Source organism: Blautia sp. OM06-15AC (assembly GCF_003481425.1).
Taxonomy (GTDB): domain Bacteria; phylum Bacillota; class Clostridia; order Lachnospirales; family Lachnospiraceae; genus Fusicatenibacter; species Fusicatenibacter saccharivorans.
Map to the genome: position 1 here is coordinate 95,623 of NZ_QULD01000009.1, position 21,124 is coordinate 116,746.

Genomic DNA, 21,124 nt, shown 5'->3' on the forward strand with positions numbered 1-21,124 from the left:
CCATCCCTAACTATCCTTTTTGATTCTTCTATGTCCGGTTACTTTCCATTCGTCACTGTACAGTGACCTGTGGTTCGGTACCCCCCCGCCTGATTTTATACTTCTTATCGTCTTTTCCAGCACCTTCATCTCAACCGGTTTTGAAACATGTGCATTCATGCCAGCCGCAAGGGAATGCTGAATGTCTTCTGAGAATGCATTGGCAGTCATGGCAATAATCGGAATCGTTTTTGCCAGTTTATGGGAACTTTTGCGGATTGCCTTCGTTGCCTCATAACCATTCATAACAGGCATCTGCACATCCATCAGGATCATGTCATAATCACCTGGAGCAGACTGCTCAAATGCTTTCAAAATCTCTTCGCCATTTTCACAGATGGTACATTCCGCACCTTCAATCTTTAACAGTTCCGTCAGGATCTCTGCGTTCAGCTCATTATCCTCTGCACACAGGAATCTCATTCCTTGAAGGATATTACCATCCTGCTCATCTGTTTCTTCTTGTGCCGCCAGAGTAACCGTTCTATCCTCTGCAATTTTCAGATCCAAGAGAACCTCAAAACAGCTTCCCTGTCCCAATTCACTCTCCACATCAATGGTACCTCCCATTGCCTCAACCAGATTCTTAGTAATCGCCATTCCAAGTCCTGTTCCCTGTATTTTATTTGTAAGGGAACTTTCCGCACGGGTAAACGCATCAAAAATTGTATCCTTGAAATCTGCCGACATTCCCATACCATTATCGCTAACTAAGAAACGGTACTTTGCATAGACAGATGACTTTGTCTCACATTCTTCTACAAAGAACTGAATTTTCCCACCTTCCTGGGTATACTTCACTGCATTGGAAAGCAGGTTGCTGAAAATCTGCATCAGGTGAACCTGATCCCCATTCACCCACTCATGCTGAATATTTTCTTTTATGATTGTAAGGGTCTGCTGCTTTTCATATATTTGAGTATGAAATATAGTGTTAAGTTCCTGTACAAGATCCAGAATAGAAAAGTCAGAATATTTGAAGACTGTTTTTCCTGCCTCAATCTTGCTCATATCCAGAACGTCATTGATAATTCCCAACAGATGCTGTGATGAAATATCTATTTTATCTGCATACTCTATAACTTTTGCTTTATTACCTGCATCATGTCTGATCAAAGATGTGATACCAATGATTGCATTCATAGGTGTGCGAATATCATGTGACATATTAGACAGGAAATCCGTTTTCGCCTTATTTGCATTTTCAGCTGTCTGTAAAGCCTCTGTTGCAACGTTCTTTGCCTTTTTCAGTTTTTGATTGACTACTTCCATTTCCTTCATTGTTTGTAAATGAAGTTCATTATTTCTTTTTTCATATTCTGCTTTTTGATCTGCAAGACTAAGTCTGGAAATACTGTAGAATAATCCGGCAAAAAGTAAAAGTATAAAACCTGCCATGAGTATTGTTGTAAACAACACCGTTTTCTGGTAATCCATCAGCACATTGTCCACAACTCCCTTGGCCACAATGCACACCAAAATGGTGTTGTTGCTTTCTATCGGACAATACCCCAGATAATAAGGGTTCTGTTTTCCCAAAAGTGCAACTCCGGATTCTCTGTTATCAAACTTCTTTTTGAACAAATCAGCCTCTTCTTCTGTAATAGCCTGTTCCCCTTTTAAATGTTTTAACAAAGAATAATTACGCAGGTATTTATCTCCACTCTGGTTCGTATACGTAATATTTCCGTCATGATCCAGCATGAACAAATATGCTTTTCCATGATAACCTTTCAATTTTAACATGGAATCCAGTTTCGAATGATCATACACAGTTCCAATTGCCGTATAAGTTTCTCCATTGATCGTGTATTCCTGACATGGAATCGCAACCAGATAACCGTCTTTTTTCTTCTGATCATAATCAAGACGCACCAGTTTTCCAATATTGTATCCGTTCTTTAAGTCCAGCAGAAGTTTACTTGGCATATCAATCCGCATTTTTGTTCCACCTGCTGATATTGCCTGACCATTTTCCTGAAGGAATATAAGAGTACTTTCCGATTCTTTTTCCCATGCTTCAAAGAAATTTTTGTTCGTATCCGTTTCAAGAGACAGTTCCCTCTCATGAAGTAAGAATTCCTCAACCAACTGCAGCTGGCTGTAGTATCCACTCACCTGAAGATCATAGGTCTGCTGTATCTGTTCAACAACAGCTCCCATACTGCTTTTTCCATTTTCGCTGATATACTTATTAGACTTACTTATAAGATACTTGATACAAACTAAGCTTAAAAGAATCATAAGTAGTATAAGCAACAGCCTTGTTATTTTTTTTCTTTTATTTACCTTTTGTTCTATCTCCACTTTTACTGTTCAACCTCTATATAGTCTTCCGGTGCTGACGGCTGCTGTCCTTTTGACATTGCTTCGGTCCATGCACTTGATAATGTTGTATCTTTAAGCTGCTCAATCTCACATTTCGGATTTATTTTTTTCAAAACGGACATTGTGGTGTCTGTAAGAAGAATCGAGTATTCCTTTTCTTTGTCTATTTTCTTATCATTAACTGTTAAGTCCTTTAACGAAAATCCACTTTCCGCTTGACTGACGATCATTTTCATACCAGATGCAATTGGTAATTCGTATTCATTGGTTACATAAAAATTCTCATCAGCTTCGGCGAGATAATTTTCCACGAGTTCACAAACCTGTTTACCATTGATTTTTGCAACATATAATGCTGTATCTGAACTCTTCGCTGTCATCATGCCAACCCGGCTATTGGTGCATTCTCCTTTGTACATAGAAGAAGTGAAATAATAATATGGTGCCAGAGCCAGCTGTGCATCATTTTCTTCTCTGATCGTAGTTAAAATGGAAGATGCTGCATCACGGCCATTTCTATCGTTCAGTGAAATGGAATATTCATTTTCAAAATTCACCGTTGCTTTTTCTTCTGGATCTTTACGATTCATTACACTGCGAAAAGTATCATAAGCCTGTGTTTCATCCATTTCCCCTGACAGTAATCCGTGAACAGCCTCAAGACTTGCATCAAATGATTTTTGGGCGGAATATCGGATATAAACAGCATTATTATTAATTTCCTCTTCCAGTCCAGGCACATCCTGCATCATGGTTGGAACATCTGTATTCAATGAAATAACACCGCTTCCATCCGCAATCAGCTTTTGCCCCTCTTCTGAAATCATACAATCCAGCACATCCAGTGCAGTATCCAGTTTCTCCCGATCTTTTTCCAGGTTTTTGTTAAATGCAATGTTTAAGGACGGAGTCATGTACACATAGGATTCATCCGATGTCTGTGAAAAGTAAGGAATACGGATCAGCTCCGCATCCATCTGTTTCTGCAGCTGCTGCATAACCGTCGGATGTCCATGAAACATTGCTGATTTTCCTTCGACAAACATCTGGGTTCCTGTATTGATGTCAATATTGATATCTTCTTTACCAAAATGCGAGTCCTTAAGAAACTGACTGGTTTCTGAAAAAATACGTTTCCATAATACATCATCAAACTTTACTTCATCCGCTGCAGTCTCTGCACCGTTTCGCCATTCAATACCATCCAGGCTTGTAAACTCACCGATTGCCGCCGCCTGGATGATTTCATTATTAGACCAGTCTTCCCCAAGATCCATGGAATACGGTTTTATGCCATTATCATAAAACTGCTGACAGGCCTGTACATATTCCTCATAATTTTCTGGAATCTTTACGCCATACTGATCAAACAGTGTTTTGTTGGCAATGATCGTCTGCGGAATACCACAGATTGGCAGCCACTGGATTTCATCTTCCGCATTCTTATAATATTGCACCGCATAAGAATAATACTTGGAAACAACATCATAAGAAGCAAAATCCATAAGATAAGGCTGTAAGTCCTGTGCATCTGTTCCAGAAAATCGACGTACTGTTATAATATCCGGTAATTCATCATGTTCTTTAAAATAACTGTATAAATCGGTATCATTGTTACCTATAATAAATTCAATATCCTGATCTGGAAACTGTTCATGGATATAGGGTGCAATATTTTTCATCAAACGATTTTCCCACAGATAAACGGTAAGATGATCATCATTTATAGATACTTCTTTCTTTGACTGTCCACATCCAGACAAGACAGCAGATGCTACAAGTACACCTGACACCACTGCTATCAGACAACGTTTTGCCTTTTTCATACTTTTATTTTCCTCATTCTTTCCTGATAAAATCATTATTGTTACGTCTATGAAATAACACCGTAAAAAAGCACCGTCAGACAGACAGTGCACCTCATTTTATGCAACTGGCTGCCATTTTAAAGGCCCTGTAGCTTTGCGTCCCAGACTTTCATCTGGTTTGCCAATTTCCTTATTATAGCTTTAATCTTATGTAAAAAACTGATTTTATTATACTTTAGTGTTCTACTATACACAAGAAAAAAATTAACATTTTAACGTTCAAAAACAAAAAAAGAACAGCCGATACATATACTCGAACTGTTCTCTTACTTCCGAAGTCCACGCAGCATTGACATTACTGTTTCCTGCTCATTTGTACTCAGATCATTCCATATCCCTAGAACTTCTTTCTGTTTTTCTGTCAGATTCTCTGAATTATCTTCTCAAAAAAACTGCGATAATGTCACGCCCAAAGCTACACATATTTTTTCAAGTGTGATCAGCGACGGCAGGTTTTCCTGCTCTGGTTCATATGGTACTTACAATTCCACGTTGTATGTGATAAACTATTATTGTCCATTTAGACTACCTTTACAATCCTTTTTACAGCAAGTATACTTATTATATCGAAAAAATAATATGAAAATATCTGCAGAAATTATTAAGATATTGCCAAAACATAGAAAACAAATCACGGAGATAACAGAAACCACACTTCCCATCGGACAGATCGCCCTGCAGACCGGCTTCAGCCAGCAGTCCTATTTGGGAAAATGTTTCCGTGAAAAAATGAACTGCTCCCCACGGGAATACCGCAAGAACAGAACCGAATGCCGCTTTGTATAAAATGGCATCCGGTTCTGTTCTTTTTATTTCGCTGCGGCACTTGCCCAAAACGCTCTGTTTCTTCCCGCAACCCATTTATTTTCTTTCACACAGTAGCTTCCTCTTAAACGAATATCTTCTGAAGAACTTCCGACCTCTACTGCATATCGTCCTTTTTCCACTTTCCAGTGCATATCAATGTCCAGAAAAGCCATTTGATTCGTTTTCACCTCAAAGCATACCGTTTTCTTTTCGCCCTTTCGCAGGTGAATGCGCTTAAAACCTGCCAGTTCTTTTACTGGTCTTGTCAGGCTGGCATATTCATCTCGTAAATAAAGCTGGACGACCTCATCTCCTTCACAGCTTCCCGTGTTCTCAACAGCGCAGGAGATCTGAACCGTATCTGCTGCCTTTTCATTTCCCATCGAGATATGTAAATCCGAATATGTAAATGTTGTATACGACAGTCCGTATCCAAAATAATATCTCGGTCTGTGCGGCATATTCACATAATTGGCAAAACCGATACTGCCGCTCTGATCCCAGGAGGAACCATATGGATGATTGTAATAAACCGGCAGCTGTCCCACTCCATAAGCAACGGTAACCGGAAGTTTTCCTCCCGGATTATATATTCCGGTTAAAATATCAACTACTGCTTCTGCTCCTGTTTCCGATGGACTCCATGCTTCCAGAATAGCATCTAAATATTCCTCTGCAGCATCACTGGAAATCGGTCTTCCATCAAAGTGAACGCCAACCAATGGTTTTCCAAGCTGCGCAGCCTTGCGAATAAATGCATCCTGACATTTTGGAAGGTTAATATCAGTACTGTCAATTCCTTCTCCCATTGATGCCATGGAACACGTTCCGTGCTTACCGCCAAGCGTCAGTATCACAATGTCTGCCTGCTTTGCTGCCTGCAGCGCTTCTTCAAAATGACTTTCGTCGTTTCCTGCAATCGGATAGCCATATGCATATAAAATCTCACTTTCCGGAAAGCGGATTTGGAATTCTTCATACAGATTTCTGCATTGCGGTTTCTGTCTTTTCAGGATCTGATCAAACTGCTCTGTCTCATCAGACTGAATATTGGTTCCCGGAACCGTAATAATCTCATCTGCATCTGCCTGTACAACTCCGCTTACACCTGCAATAGAATTGGCAATCGCATAGGTAGACTCCATCATGCACATATGTGTGTATCCACCAAACATTTTTCTGGCATACCCGGCATGCGGTCCGATCACCGCGATTTTTTTCCCTTTTGCCGCAATCGGCAATACGCCGTCATTTTTCAGTAGTACCATGGATTCTCTGGCCGACCGCAGGGAAGTGTTCCTGTCTGCTTCCTGCATTACAAGAGCATGAAGCTCTTTTCCTTCCAGCGCATAGGGATTTTCAAATAAGCCCATTCTGAATTTTCCTTCCAGAACCCGCAAAACCGCTGTATCCAAAATATGGATATCCAGTTTTCCACTTGAAAACATCTCTTTTAATTTCTCATTATAGCCAGTACAGGACGGCATCTCGATATCCATTCCCGCATGAAGACACATCGCACCGGCTTCTTCAAATGTTTCTCCAATATGATGTACACTATGCGCATTTCCCACTGCACCGTAATCGCTGATGCACATGCCGTCAAATCCCATTTTTTCCCGAAGCAGTTTCGTAAGCATGTTATGAGAAGCAGATACATCTTCTCCATTCACAGAGCAATAACAAGGCATAATACCTTTCAGATCTGACTCTGTGATTGCTGCCTGGAAAGGTTTTGCAAACACTTCTTCTAAAAGTCGCGTCGGCGTTTCGCTGTGTGTTCCATGAATTCCACCCTGCGAATTATGAAAAGCCACAAAATGTTTTGCCACACTTTCTGCTTTTCTTGAAGCAACTGTATTCTTTTGTATTCCTTTCGTATACGCTGCCCCCATCGCACTCACAAGGGAAGCATCTTCTCCATAACTTTCTCCAAAACGGCCCATACGCGGATCTCTTGCCACATCCAGAACCGGTGCCAGTATATGGGTAATACCACAGGCCGTTTCCTGTCTGCTCACAATTTCTGCAATCTGTTCTTCCAGCTTGGGATCAAAGCTTGCTCCCCTGCCAATCCCAGACGGAAAACTGGTGGAGTCCTGAATGAAGGCCCCGCACAATCCTTCCATATGAAAGATTGCCGGTATTCGATGGGCACTGTTTTCCATCACAATCTTCTGCACTTTTCTCTGCCATGCAGCCACTTCATCAAGTGTCTCCATCCTGCGCATTTCCAGCGTGCTTACTTCTCCCATTCCGTATTTTGTCTCCTGTTGAATTTTTTCAAAGTTATAGGCATCCTGATCAAAAGGAAAAACACAGTTAATCTGTGCCATCTTTTCATCAAGGCTCATTTCTTTGAGCAGAAGAGAGGCTCTTTCTTTGGCACCCAGTGTATAATCCCTATATGATTTCATTTAAATACGCTCCCCTTTCTCAAATAACTTCAGAACATGTAACAATCTTGCAACACTCCTTTCCAGATCTTTTCTGGTAATCCGTCTCTCCTGATAGGCCTGCAAAATCTGCCGGATCACCGGCGGGCCACCCGGCATCACGATATCATTTCCCGCTGCCACAGCATCGCCGCCATCTGCGACAATATCCATATCGCCCCAGTCAGTAACGACAACACCATCAAAGTTCCATTCTTCCCGTAAAATATGCGTACACAAATCTCGATTTCCAGCTGCAAGAACCCCATTAATTTTATTAAACGATGTCATAATAAAAGATACTCCGGCATCTCGAACCAACATTTCAAAAGGTTTCAGATAAAGTTCCCGCAATGCACGTTCCGTAAGGATGGAATCTACCGCATCGTACCGCTTCTTCGCACTTCCTCTTCGATACGTTTCCTGTTCATTCACGGCAAAATGTTTGGGGCAGACGCGGACAGGATGATTTTCCTGAACGCCCTTTGTAATCTGGACCGCACAGATTCCGGTCAGATAAGGATCCTCCGAAAAATATTCAAAATTTCGCCCGCAAAGCGGATTCCGGTGCAGATTGACTGCTGGTGCCAGCCATACGTCAACCGCTTTCTTTTCGCACTCTGTGCCAACCGCATTTCCAAACGCTTCCCACAGCTCTTTATTGAATGCGCAGGAAATCAGCATAGCCGTTGGCCAGGCCCCCGTTCCCACACCTGCCGGTCCATCTTTATAAAAAATGGAATGAATACCTTTTTCTGGCATAGCCGGGGAGACATATCCTTTTGCTCCGACTGGATGATCGTTTTGGGTCAGTGGATTTCCCTGACCATCCAATATAGTTTCCGGCTGTTCCTGTTTGCTGAACGCTGCAAATGGAATTCCAGGTCCATACCCCACACACAATGCAGCCAGCTGTTCGATACTGAAATTTTTTACTTGTTCCATTTCATCCCGTAAAAGATCATATCTTTCCTGCTCTTTTAAACCATCGGTCTCTTCTTTTTTCTTTTCATGCATTCGGACCTTTTTTCGTCCTTCTCTTGCAGATAGTACCTGCAAATGCTCTACATTGCAGTTTTGCACGCAAAGACGATTCACACATTTTTTAATTACGTAATCTTCTCTTATCTGGATTTCTCCTGCAAAAATTGTCTCACGGGATGAATTTCCGATAAAAAACTGATATTTTCCCTTTTCCAGGATATATGATGCAGATGTCTCAACATATCCTGCCAGATCCTGCATGGATATTCGGATCGAAATATTCTGCTTCTCCCCCGGAGCAAGAAGTCTCGTTTTTGCAAAGCCTTTTAATTCTTTTTCCGGTTTTTCCGACTCTGTACCAGAACAGGACAAATAAAGCTGTATCGTTTCTTTTCCTGCATAATTTCCGGAATTTGTTACCTCCGTAATAAATTCCAGCTCTTCTTTTTCCTGTTTCATCTCTTTCGGAAGAATCGTAAACGATGTGTAAGACATTCCATATCCAAAGGGGTACAATACCTGTTTCCGAAAGGTATCAAAATAGCGATACCCCAGATAAATGTCTTCCTGATACACTGTTACCGGGCTTTTCGTATATCCTGTACTTCCATTTGCCTTTGCATCCAGTCCATAATTTTCGTAAGTTAAAATTTCATCTTCCTGTTCTTTATTCCAAGTGAAATTTTCTGCTGTCGGGTAGTCTTTGAAAGACTCTGCCATGGAAAAACTTAATTTGCCAGATGGATTCACAGCCCCCGTCAGAATATCAGCTAATGCTCCGCAGCCTTCTTCGCCCGGAATTCCCAGAAACACCACGGCCTTGATTGCGGAATAGGCGTTCACCCACTGCATATCGATCATTCCATTAATATTCAGTACAACGATCACATGTGGAAAAACACAGCACACCTGTTCCAGCAGTTCTTTTTCGGATTCGGTAAGTTCATAATCACCTTCGATGTGTCTGTCACATTCTTCCCCACCGGAATTCCTTCCCAGCACAAAAACAGCGGTATCGGTAAACTCCCTGGCTTTCTGCATCAGCTGCTCCGGAATGTGATACTCTGTCCACATCGGCTGATATTTTCCAAAGATCTCATACATAAAACCACAGTTCATATTTTCTACATTTGTGATATCAATACCGTCAATCACAAACTTTTCCGATTCGTTTTTTTGATGGCTGGTGTAAAATTGTTTTAACCCTGCTTCTGCACAGATTCCTCTTTTTTCACATTCACATAAGAGATTCTTGTTTGCAAGGGATTTGGATGCTCCCGAACCGTTTCCCGAAAAAATGGTTTCTATCTGTGCCCGTCCCAAAAAAGCCACCTTTTTTTCTTTTAATGGCAAGATCTGCTCTTCATTTTTCAAAAGAACAATTGATTCTTCCACAAGTTCCTGAAAAATACTTTTTTTCATCTCTTTTCCTTTCTTTCTGCTGATGTCTTCCTAAACAAGCCTCTTTTGTCTATTTACGCAATATAACATGGACTTCATGCATTTTTCCATCCTTGAAATCAGGCAGCACAAACCCATCTGCTTTGTCGGACATATCGCAAACTGCTCCATCTGTCTTAATTTCAAGCACTCCTTTTTCCAGATGATCTGGATTTTCGATGATTACATGATAATCAGCACCTCGAAAATGTCTGGTCACTTCTGCCTTTTCCCATTCTTTCGGCAGACACGGATCGATCCGCAGTCCATCGTAATCCCGTTTGATTCCGAGGATTCCTTCGTACAATCCCATCATGCACCACGCAGAAGTTCCCGTTGTCCAGGACTGGTAGGATCTTCCATAATATCCGGGATTAGTAGAATAACAGTTTGTAAAAACATATGGTTCTGCTCCGGATTGCATGGATGGATTTTTATCACTGTCCGGCATAATTTTTTTCAGTGTTTCGAATGCTTTGCTTCCTCTCCCCACCTTGCAGTCCATCAGAATTTTAAACCCTGTAGCATGACAGTATACGCCACCATTTTCAAACAATCCTGGCAGCATGCCGGACATTCTCCCTACATTGGGCGAATACTTCTGATACGGCGGAAGATTTAACGGAAATCCAAAATCATGCTCCATGGAATCCACTGCTTTTAATATCTTTGGTAATTTCTCTGCATCTGCAACATCTCCTAAAACAGCCCATGTCTGCGCGTTCAGATAAATTTTGCTTCCTTCGCTGTTTTTGGAACCAATATTCTCCACATCACTTAACGCCCGCATGTACCACGCTCCATCCCATGCATATGCATTAATGCTGTTTCGTAAGATACGATATTCCTCTGCTATTTTTCCGGCATATACCTGATCGCCTTTTTTCTTCAGTAATGCTTCTAATTCCTTCAGTGCTAGGCAGAACTGATGGGAAAGCATTACGGATTCCGCATATTCATCCGTTGTAACATTGAGTGCATCATTCCAGTCTGCAAAATAAATCCGCACCAGTCCATGCTTTCCTTTATCCTGCAGCAATCGATTCACAGCCGCTTTCACATGATCCAGAACAGCCGCCTTCCCTCCATCCTGCCATTCAATCTCCAGATCCAGGATAGAAAAGTCTCCCGTTTCTTTTATCAGCTGGCAGACAGCCCATATGATCCAGAACGGCTGATCGGAATACCGGGTATCATCATAAGGATACCACGTAAGAACTCCATGACCATCCCGAAACTGATGGCGAAGACATTCCAGAATCTCTTTTTTTGCTGTTTCCTGCCGATAGTTTAACAGGCCAACTGCAATCTGAAGATTATCGCGGACTCCTTTTTTCCCGACAATGCAAAAATCTACCTGTTTTTTCACCCAGTTATTCATCATGTGATTGATTTTTTCATCCGGCGTTTCCACGGTCAGCGAACGATATTTTTCCAGATAATGCGTTTCTGCTTTTTCAAGTTCCTTTTCCACAGCTGCAGAATTGGAAAACTTTTCCGATACCGCCCTTGCCTCTTCAAGTGATTCACTGATTCCAAATACAAACTGTAATTCTTTTTCTTCTCCTGGCTGTAGCACAATTTTATGCTGCAGCACACCGCCCAGAATAAAAAGGGCCGCTTTGGAATTTGTACAGTCTTTTCCCTTTACGACAATGTCCGGTCTCTGGAAAAGCGCGCTTGCTGATGCATCCAGCCTTGTTATGGTACTGGTTGTCCCGCAAAATGCTTCCAGATTTCCATCATATGCGTATGCCGGCTCTGATGCTGCCAGAAATGCGTTGTATCTTTTGTGCGGTGCGAAAGGATGTGCGGATCTGCAATATACACCCTTTAACTTTTCATCATAATCTGTTTCCATACAACGATACATTTCATAATATCGCGGATAAGAAAAGCCCTCCAGATAAAAGCTGACTGCTGAAAATATGCTGAGATGGCGCTGTCTTTCCCCTGTATTTTTTATTTTCAAAGTCCACACTTCCTGGTATCCTTCTTCCGGTACAAACAGCCGCCAGGAACTTGCAATATTCTGATAAGAAGACTGGATTCTGGAAGATCCAATGCTGTGTACGCACTGATAATTTTCTACTTCCGTATTTAATGGACCTTCGCCGATATTCCAGCATTCTTTGCTTTTCTCGTCTCTTAGATAGATATATCTTGCATCGTCCTGATTCATCATACACATATCTGCTTTTTCACTGAGGTAATAGCTGCGCCCATGTCCTGTCTGGGAAATCTGCGCACAGTAATGATTTTCATTCCACAGATAATTATACCAGTATCTTGGTGTTCTGGTGTCTGTTATAATGCAGGAATTTCCATCTTCTGAAAATGTATAAGATTTCTTTTTTTCATTGCATAATGTATCGCTCATTTTCAATTCTCCTTATTTTTAACCTACAGAGCCTGCCACTGGCAGTTTCTGTAAATTGAATGACAACTGCAAAGTCGGTACAGTCTTTCCTGTACCGACCTTGTAGTTTCTCCGTTTATTTTTTCTCTTTTCTCGCAAGTACTTCTTCCCGCATCTTTGGTAATTTTTCTTCCAGGTCAAATCTGGTAAAAATCAGGAACATAGCCAGGTTTACAACCAGCGGAAGATAGTTGGAAAATCCATAAATCGAATATCGCATGGAAGCAGTTGCACTTTCCAGCGATGCCTGATATCCGCCAATGGCAAGAAATGCGGATAAGATAACAGATCCAAGGCCGCTTCCCACTTTACTTCCAAATCCTATGGCTCCGCCCGACATTGCAACTAATTTCTTTCCATATTTCCATTCGTTATAATCTACCGTCATTGCTGTTAATACGCCGTACAGACACATCAGTGGAATCTGGATAAAGCTCGCCACAAGGCTGGTTGCTGCATAAACCATAAAGTTTTCCGGAATAAAGCAGCGGATCAGGGATGGAATGGCAGCTCCCATTAACCCAAGCTGAATTGTTTTTGTAACACCCAGCTTCGAAATGATCGGCTTGGAAACCACAAATCCGATTACCGTTGCCAGCATACCTGCCGCTCCTATGACTGCAACAAGATTATCGTTGCCAAAAATCCATTTTGCATAGTATGTACCCGAGGCTGCTGCCACTGCAGCGGTAATATTGGTAATCAAATTGAACAGAAGAACGATCACCCAGTATTTATTCTGCAATAACATTTTTATAGCATCTTTAAATGGAACTGCTTCCTCTTCTTCTGTTTCTGTCGGTGCTGTTTCTGATGCGTTTTCCGATTCGCTTTCATAATCCGAAGCAAATTTTGCTTTTCTTCCATTGTTGTAGCAGATCAGGAAAAGTAATAAAACGCCAAGTGCAAGCGCAACACCATATTTGATCCATGCACTCTGTGTACCACCCAGCATATTGGTTACCGGAATTGTGATAATAGCAATGATTGTTCCGGCACCGTAGTTTCCAACTGCACGGAACAGCCCCATATTGCTTCGCTCACTCTGGCTGTGGGTACGCACAATCATAACCGCTGAAAACGGTGTGGCAATCATAGTATAAATAACTGCTGTTAAAAGAAGATTGGTAACCAGTACATAAATCAATGCCGCTGTCTGTCCTGCCTGAATCGGGACCGTAAACATCATAATGATGATGACTGCTGCAGGAATCGCCATTTTCAGCATCCAGGAGTAATATTTCTTATTCCCACCTTTGGAGTGGTCAATCATATTTCCCACCAGAACGTCCGTCAGTGCATCTATAATCTTAGCGATCATCATCGCAATTCCGACTCCGCCTACCGCCATGCCGACTTTATCTGTATAAAAGTAAGTAAGCTGGCCAACCAGATTGGCCATCACGCCTATCGCTAACTGACCTCCCATATCAGCCATATAATCTCTTTTTCTCATAACTCTTCTTGCCCCGTCTGCATCATAGAGGACTTTTTGTTTCTTTTTTCCCATATCTTTTTCTCCCATCGTTTTTTACAGCCGCTGTTTTATACTTGTATTCTATCAAGTATTTTGTTTCTTTTATTACATATAGCAATTTAATATTATATATTTGGGCATTCTTTTTTTATTTTTAAATTATATTGAACACTTGGAAGATTGCCTGACAGAAGAAAACATACTCCTTTTTCTGTCTCTTTTCCTTCTATTCTTCCAATTTCATTTCCCGTTGGATCTAATGCTGTAAGAACGGCCTCCTTAGCTTTTACGTAGATTCTTCCTTCCAGCGTTTCGGCATATAATTTTCCATGAAAGTGTACTGCAGTAAACGGAAAGCCCATCATCTGTGCACCTTCCTGATACGTTGTCTTGTCCATTCCCGTTGTTCCCATCGCAGTGATCACAAATTCCTCTGCCTGCTCCAGTTTTTCCTTTCCCACTGGAAGAAGTGCCAGCGTAATCCGCTCATTTTCTGACTGGATCTCAATTTTTTCAGACAGCTGCAGACTTTCTGCTGGGCTTCCACTGAAATATCCGCAATACGGTGTATGAATTGCGAACCGGGCATGTGCCGGATCAAACACCAGCTCTTTTGTATCAGAAATCAATTTTCCATCTACCAGACCACATTCCTCCGAAAGTATCTTCCATTCTTTCATTGCCCGGTCAAGAATTGCAGCAAATTCACGATAATCTCCTGTGCCTGCGATTTTCTGAATTTCATCAAAGACAAGTGCCTGTGCTCCCAGATACACGCCTTCTCGTATCTCTTCTGCATTCTTCGCTGCCTGTTTCAGCCTGTTGTGGTCTTTATATTTCCGCCATGCGTCACGATACGGTGACCATGCATAATACACACCGTGTTCTGCCTCCGAGAGATCTGCCCCATTCAAAAATCCTGCGTTCACTGCAACAGCCGCGTCTCCCTGATAGGTATCCCCTCCGTCCAGGAATACATTTCGCATACATGTGATGTAAGGTAAAAAAGTAGTTGGCATTGCGTGCATTTTCGGCAGTGTTTTCAAATCGTTCTGTGTATATACGACATCTACACGGTTTTTAGCCGCCGATACCAGCCCTTTGAGAAATACAGATGCTATAAATCCCCACTGGCAGATAACCGCCGGATCATTATATACATCAAAAACACTCCAGATTTCATCGTCCGGCTGATCGTCCGCCTTTTCCGACGTATGATAATTGTATAAAATCAGTCCGTCCCAGTCGTTCAAGCATGCATAGGCAACCGTGTGCACATATGCTGTCGAATGGAAAGGATGTTCCCCATATTCGTTCCACTCACTGAGCATGAAAGGTTTTCCTTTTACAATGGCAACGGAAGCAAGATTTAAAAGTGTTGTTGCCATAGAACCAACTCCTGTCTGCATGGTCAGCGGGTTCGTTGACACATATTCGGCCGGCCCTGCAACCAGATAGGTATTTGCCTCCTGGATCGGAAGCAGCGGGTGATTAAAATAGCTGTTATTTTCCATAAAATCCCCGTCGGTATGGCCATATACATCCGCTGCACCGGCAACCAGATTGCTTGTCACGATCGGAACTTTTACTCCAAGGGAATGAAGATAATCTTTCATATCCTGATAAAAATTACGATTCATCGTAATGCCAAATTCCATAAAATCAGCATAGCGGGCCGGACTTTCATTTTCTTCCCATTTTCCCAAAGGGTCGCATTCCGGCTGATAGAAATTACCTGCGGCTCCCTGCACAGTTCCTTTCTCCGGATCTTCTTCCTCGCCAAGCGCACATTTTCCTTCAAACGTCCATGCTTCTTTCAGACGCTCTCTTGTTCCATATTTCATCAAGAGGAAGCTGTTAAAACGATTTTGTACCTCATCCCGATATGGCTGCATCTCTTCCCGCTGATCCGTTTCCATCGTTCCTTTAATCGCAGAATCTTCATTATTGATCTGAACCGTGATCACCGCCGGATCGTCAATCAGTGCAAGACCTGTATAAGGATTCACATGACAGAGAATCTTTCTGGCATATTCTTTTTGCAGCTCTATCATCCGTTTATTGTACATGGGAAAACGTTTGATGCAGCTTCCCGCATTTTCTGGGTAGTCCAGTCCATCTCCTTCTACAAAATCTCTTGCAACGATAAGATCAATGTGAAGGTAAATACCCCGCTCTTTCAATTTTGCGACAAAATAGTCAAATCGATCCAGACCTTCCGGATGAAATTCTCTCCCGTTTCCTTTTTCATAATCTAAAAGTGGAGCTTCTTTACAGCTGGACCAGCTGCGTGGTTCTTCGCTGATTGGGGCATCTGCTGCATGGAGCCGAATCACATTCACGCCCAGGCTCGCAAAACGTTCCGCCAGTTTCTCTGCGGTTTCATGATCCGGGGTATTTGATCTTGCAGCCACATTAAACCCAAGAAATTTTGCCCTTACACCATCTTCAAAATAAAAATGGCCATTCCTTGTCGTTACAAATCCATGTTTTCCAGCTGGTGCATCCAAAAGATAAGAATAATCGAGAACACCTTTATTTGGATTCGTTTTATTAATTTTAATTGGTTGTCTCATACGTATGATCCGCCTTTCCTTTTTTCTAATCGCACTTTATCAAAAATGAAAGGAAAGATATTACATAAAAACATACAAAATTATATGTTTTCGTATTGTTATTTTTCTTTTTCCATTTTATACTTTAAATTTGGAAGTGAAGGAATCGTGAATTGCTTTGCAGAAACTTTCAAACGAAAATTTGATCCACTGCATCCCACAGATACCAGGAGAATATCATATGAATTATGTTACTTTTTGTAAAAATTACTATGCCGTTACAGGAATTCCTACGAATCTAATTACTGAAGCAGGAGCTATTTACTCTGCTTTATCAGAACAGCTCCACATCTCAACCGAGAGCCCTTATCCGCTTTATCCATCCGATTATAATCCCGAATTTCGTTTTGCATCTCCCGACATTGTATATGGCTCTGTCCAAATTGAAACTACTGGTGAATATATCATCTTAGGCCCGGTTTTTTCCGTTCCTGTGACAGATGAGCTCGTCCGCAGTTATATGCATGACTCTGCCACGCCCCTGAAGTACAAGGAAGTAATCGCTGAGGCTCTCGCCTCCATTCCCCGGTTATCACATATCCAATTTTGTCAGCATCTTGTTTTCCTGCATCAATGTGTGAACCACAAGGAAATCAGTGTGTTGAAATTATTGGGACAGCGTGCACCCCAGCAATTGCGGCAGAGCCAGCAGCATTTGAAATCCATTACAGAAAATATGGAAAATAAAAAGATGCATAACACTTACCAGTTTGAATGCGAACTTTTTCAGTTTGTTCAAAACGGAAATGTAAATGCTTTGCAGAATTTTTTGAAGAATAATACATTACAATTAGAAGAAGGCAGACTTGCAAAAACCCCGATTCGCCATGCCAAAAATCTTTTTATCGTGACAGCAATCAAAACCGCTGTTCTTGGCGCCATTCCGGGAGGAGTAGATATTGAAAAAACATATCAGCTTCTGGATCTTTATATTCAGGAATGCGAGGCACTGCAGTCACTGGAAAAAATCCAGGCACTGCAATACTCCATGATTCTGGATTTTTGTCAGCAGGCAGGTGAAACCAAAATCCCTGCTGGAATCTCAAGAGAAGTTTATACCTGTATGAATTTTATCCGTACACATACAAACGAATCCATCTCTGTGAATGATGTCTCGGATTCCATTCAGAAAAGTACTTCCTACACGATGAAAAAATTCAAAACTGAGCTCGGCTTTACCATAGGTGCTTTCATTACAAGATGTAAATTAGAAGAAGCTAAAATGCTTTTAACCTACAGTACAAAAAGTCTGGCTGAAATCAGCAGTTATCTCTGCTTTTCCAGCCAGCCTCATTTTCAGAGTTTATTCAAAAAACAGTATCATATGACTCCTTTAGAATACCGGAAAAAATCCGGTGTAATGGATACTATACGGCTTTAGTTTATCCTTTCCAGAGGCCCATTACAAAAACCTCACCTGCCGTTTTATCTTTTGTATGAAAACAGCAGATGAGGTTTTTGCTAAGAATGAACATCAGTGCAGATGATAAACCAGTTTCACAAACGCCGGATCATCATGGTTTACAATTTCACTGTGTCCGAGATCTTTGTAAAACAGAACATAAAAAAAGCTTTCAATCCTTGTTTCAATCCCTCTGAGTTCATCATACAATCTGTCGTTTTACCCCTTATTTTCTGACATTTCTGTGGAAATATACTTTTTTCTTCCTCCTTCATTGCGAATCTTTCCGGGAAATGCTATAATAGCCAAAGTTGAAAGCGCGAAATCCGAAGCATTTGCAAGCTGCTTCGGAAAAAAAGACCATCCCCCGGACAAAAAGAGAGGGGATATGTCCATCCTACGGGACATAAGAAAGGAGTTATTCTATGCCTTATGATGACGTACAAAAATTTTCAGAGGCAGCCGTAAACAAAGCAAGGCTGCTGAAAGAACACCCGGGGAAATACTTTCTCCGTGCAGTCATGGCCGGTTTCTTTATCGTGGTTGCCATGATTTTCTCCAACGTGGTAGGCAATACGTTCCAGAGTACAGATCCTGCCTGGGGAAAACTGCTTGGCGGTATTGTGTTTGCCATTGCGGTTCTGCTGATCGTTTTTATCGGTGCAGAGCTTTTCACCGGAAACAATCTTGTTATGGCATTTGGGGCCTATGACAAAAAAGTCTCCTGGGCACAGGTTGGAAAAGTATGGCTGGTAAGCTACATCGGAAACTTTGTCGGATGCCTGATTCTCTCCGTAATTTTCGTACTGGCAGGTGCTTCCGGTACTGCCGATTATTACGCAGGATTTATTGGAAATAAACTTTCCATTCCTGCCGGAGAAATGTTTTTCCGTGCCATTCTCTGCAACTTCTTCGTCTGCCTTGCCGTTGCCTGCGGCATGAAATGCAAAAATGAAGTTGCCAAATTTTTCATGATTATACTTTGCATCGCCGGATTCGTTGTTGCCGGTTTTGAACACTGCGTTGCCAATATGGCCACCTTTGTTACCGCTGCACTTCTGGTCCCAGGCGGCATTTCTCTGACTGCCGCATTGAAAAGTATGGTCATTGTAACTATAGGAAACGCAATAGGAGGCGGTGTGCTCCTTGCCTGGCCGCTTCGAATGATGAGTGCAGATAAATGACAAAATCTTTATACATTGCGGAAAAACCGAGCGTTGCTCAGGAGTTCGCAAAAGCGTTAAAACAGAATATGCAGCGCAGGGATGGATACTTAGAGTCGGATCAGTCCGTCGTAACCTGGTGCGTCGGTCACCTGGTTACGATGAGCTATCCGGAAAAATATGATCCTGCGTTAAAAAGGTGGAGTCTCGAGACCCTGCCTTTTTTGCCTGAAAACTTCAAATATGAAATTATCCCGGAAGTAAAAAAGCAGTTCACCATTGTGAGTAACCTGCTCCACCGGGAGGATATTGAAACCATTTATGTCTGTACCGACTCCGGGCGCGAGGGAGAATATATCTACCGCCTCGTCGCACAGATGGCCGGTATCAAAGACAAGAAACAAAAGCGTGTCTGGATCGACTCGCAGACAGAAGAAGAAATCCTGCGCGGTATCCGCGAAGCGAAGGACGAAAGTGAATACGACAATCTTTCGGCATCCGCTTATCTCCGCGCCAAAGAAGATTACCTGATGGGCATTAACTTTTCCCGTCTCCTCTCGCTCAAATACGGAAGCGCTGTCGCATCGTATCTCGGCACTAAATATCAGTCTATTTCCGTCGGCCGTGTTATGACATGTGTGCTCGGCATGGTCGTACGCCGGGAGCGCGAAATCCGCAGCTTTGTGAAAACACCATTCTACCGTGTCATCGCCGGTCTTTCCTTAAATGGACGCAATTTTGAGGGGGAATGGCGCGCCGTAAAAGGCAGCCGCTACTTCAACTCTCCGCTTCTCTATAAGGAGAACGGCTTCCAGAAAAAAGAGGACGCACAGAAACTGATCGAGGAATTAAGCATGCAGAATCCTCTGATCCCGCATGTCCTGAAAATGGAGCGAAAAAAGGAAAATAAAAATGCACCACTGCTTTACAACCTTGCGGAGCTGCAAAATGACTGTGCCCGCTTTTTCAAAATCAGTCCGGATGAAACGCTGAAAGTTGTTCAGGAGCTTTACGAGAAAAAGCTGGTTACCTATCCGCGAACCGATGCCCGTGTGCTTTCTTCTGCCGTTGCCAGGGAAATCAGCAAAAACCTGCGCGGCCTGCAGCAGTACGGCATCTGCAGCGGCCTTGCAAATGAAATTTTGCAGGGTGAAAGCTGGAAAAAGATTGGTTCCACCCGCTATACAAACGATAAACAGATTACCGATCACTATGCGATCATTCCGACCGGACAGGGCCTTAACAATCTGCGGAACCTCTCGGAACTCTCCGCAAAAGTTTATGAGACAATTGTCCGCCGTTTTCTCGGTATCTTCTATCCGCCGGCGGTCTATCAGAAAGTTGCTCTTGTCACCGAAATCGGCGGCGAGCAGTTTTTCTCCAACTTCCGTGTTCTCGTGCAGGAGGGCTATTTAAAAGTCATGCAGTATTCTTTCTTCCGTAAGAAAGAGGAGGACGACGAGGGCAGAAAAGAGGACGAGACGACTTGCGATCCCTCTTTTCTTGCAGCGCTGTCCCAGCTGCAGAAAGGCAGCGAGCTGAATCTTCTCGGCCTTTCTATCAAGGAAGGAGAAACCTCTCCGCCAAAACGCTACACCTCCGGTTCGATGATCCTTGCAATGGAAAATGCCGGACAGCTCATTGAAGACGAGGAGCTGCGCGAACAGATTAAGGGAAGCGGCATCGGAACGAGTGCGACGCGTGCTGAGATTCTGAAAAAGCTTGTCTTTATCAAATATCTTGCTCTGAACAAAAAGACACAGGTTATCACCCCGACACAGCTTGGCGAAATGATCTACGACGTCGTACACCAGTCGATCCGCCCGCTTCTGAATCCGGAGCTGACAGCAAGCTGGGAAAAGGGACTTACCTATGTAGCGGAAGGCTCCATTACCTCCGAGGAATATATGGGAAAACTGGAAAACTTTGTGACACGCCACACGGTAAATGTGAAGCAGCTGCGGAATCAGTTCCAGCTAAAGAGCAGCTTTGATGCGTCCGCGCCGTATTACAAAAAAGCCTCCTCCACGCGCTCCCGTACCGGGAAACGTACCGCTGCAGAAGACTCCTCTGCAAAGTCCTATTCCACCGCCGGAAAAAAGGGCGCACAGAACTCCTGAAATGTGGTAAGATAAACAGGAACTAAA

11 protein-coding genes and 1 riboswitch are annotated in these 21,124 nt (G+C 42.6%); of the genes, 4 read left to right on the forward strand and 7 right to left on the reverse strand.

Annotated features, from left to right (window positions below; translation table 11 throughout):
• Positions 1–6 precede the first annotated feature (6 nt).
• On the reverse strand, positions 7–2,283 hold the full coding sequence (locus DXB83_RS12190) for an ATP-binding protein (protein WP_243108926.1): 2,277 nt from the start codon (positions 2,281–2,283) through the stop codon (positions 7–9).
• Between the two features lie 65 nt (positions 2,284–2,348).
• Positions 2,349–4,193, reverse strand: coding sequence for an ABC transporter substrate-binding protein (locus DXB83_RS12195; protein WP_118697685.1), 1,845 nt, complete (start codon positions 4,191–4,193; stop codon positions 2,349–2,351).
• 99 nt (positions 4,194–4,292) lie between these two features.
• Positions 4,293–4,368: riboswitch (cyclic di-GMP riboswitch) on the reverse strand.
• A gap of 446 nt (positions 4,369–4,814) precedes the next feature.
• Between DXB83_RS12195 and DXB83_RS17395 the strand changes: the two genes are divergently transcribed.
• The gene (locus DXB83_RS17395; RefSeq protein WP_118697686.1) at positions 4,815–5,021 is read left to right on the forward strand and encodes a helix-turn-helix domain-containing protein; all 207 of its coding nucleotides are present in this window, start codon (positions 4,815–4,817) and stop codon (positions 5,019–5,021) included.
• A 23-nt stretch (positions 5,022–5,044) separates the two neighbouring features.
• On the opposite strand, the gene DXB83_RS12210 is transcribed toward DXB83_RS17395, so the two are convergent.
• The 5 genes from DXB83_RS12210 to DXB83_RS12230 form a co-directional block, all read right to left on the reverse strand.
• The gene (locus DXB83_RS12210; protein ID WP_118697687.1) at positions 5,045–7,459 is read right to left on the reverse strand and encodes a glycoside hydrolase family 3 N-terminal domain-containing protein; all 2,415 of its coding nucleotides are present in this window, start codon (positions 7,457–7,459) and stop codon (positions 5,045–5,047) included.
• Positions 7,460–9,883, reverse strand: coding sequence for a glycoside hydrolase family 3 protein (locus tag DXB83_RS12215; RefSeq protein ID WP_118697688.1), 2,424 nt, complete (start codon positions 9,881–9,883; stop codon positions 7,460–7,462).
• 49 nt (positions 9,884–9,932) lie between these two features.
• On the reverse strand, positions 9,933–12,281 hold the full coding sequence (locus tag DXB83_RS12220) for a GH36-type glycosyl hydrolase domain-containing protein (RefSeq protein WP_118697689.1): 2,349 nt from the start codon (positions 12,279–12,281) through the stop codon (positions 9,933–9,935).
• A 115-nt stretch (positions 12,282–12,396) separates the two neighbouring features.
• Entirely contained in the window at positions 12,397–13,830 is a 1,434-nt protein-coding gene (locus DXB83_RS12225; protein ID WP_238032763.1) for an MFS transporter, read from the reverse strand.
• A 92-nt stretch (positions 13,831–13,922) separates the two neighbouring features.
• Positions 13,923–16,373, reverse strand: a complete 2,451-nt coding sequence (locus DXB83_RS12230; protein WP_118697690.1) for a beta-galactosidase — start codon at positions 16,371–16,373, stop codon at positions 13,923–13,925.
• A 220-nt stretch (positions 16,374–16,593) separates the two neighbouring features.
• Between DXB83_RS12230 and DXB83_RS12235 the strand changes: the two genes are divergently transcribed.
• From DXB83_RS12235 to DXB83_RS12250, 3 genes are all read left to right on the forward strand, one after another.
• Positions 16,594–17,793, forward strand: a complete 1,200-nt coding sequence (locus DXB83_RS12235; protein WP_118697691.1) for a helix-turn-helix domain-containing protein — start codon at positions 16,594–16,596, stop codon at positions 17,791–17,793.
• Between the two features lie 446 nt (positions 17,794–18,239).
• Positions 18,240–18,998 (forward strand): formate/nitrite transporter family protein, encoded by a 759-nt coding sequence (locus DXB83_RS12245; RefSeq protein ID WP_118697692.1) that lies wholly within the window; start codon positions 18,240–18,242, stop codon positions 18,996–18,998.
• Complete coding sequence (locus DXB83_RS12250; protein WP_118697693.1) at positions 18,995–21,097, forward strand: DNA topoisomerase; 2,103 nt, start codon at positions 18,995–18,997, stop codon at positions 21,095–21,097. The genes DXB83_RS12245 and DXB83_RS12250 overlap by 4 nt, the downstream gene beginning before the upstream one ends.
• Positions 21,098–21,124: the final 27 nt, after the last annotated feature.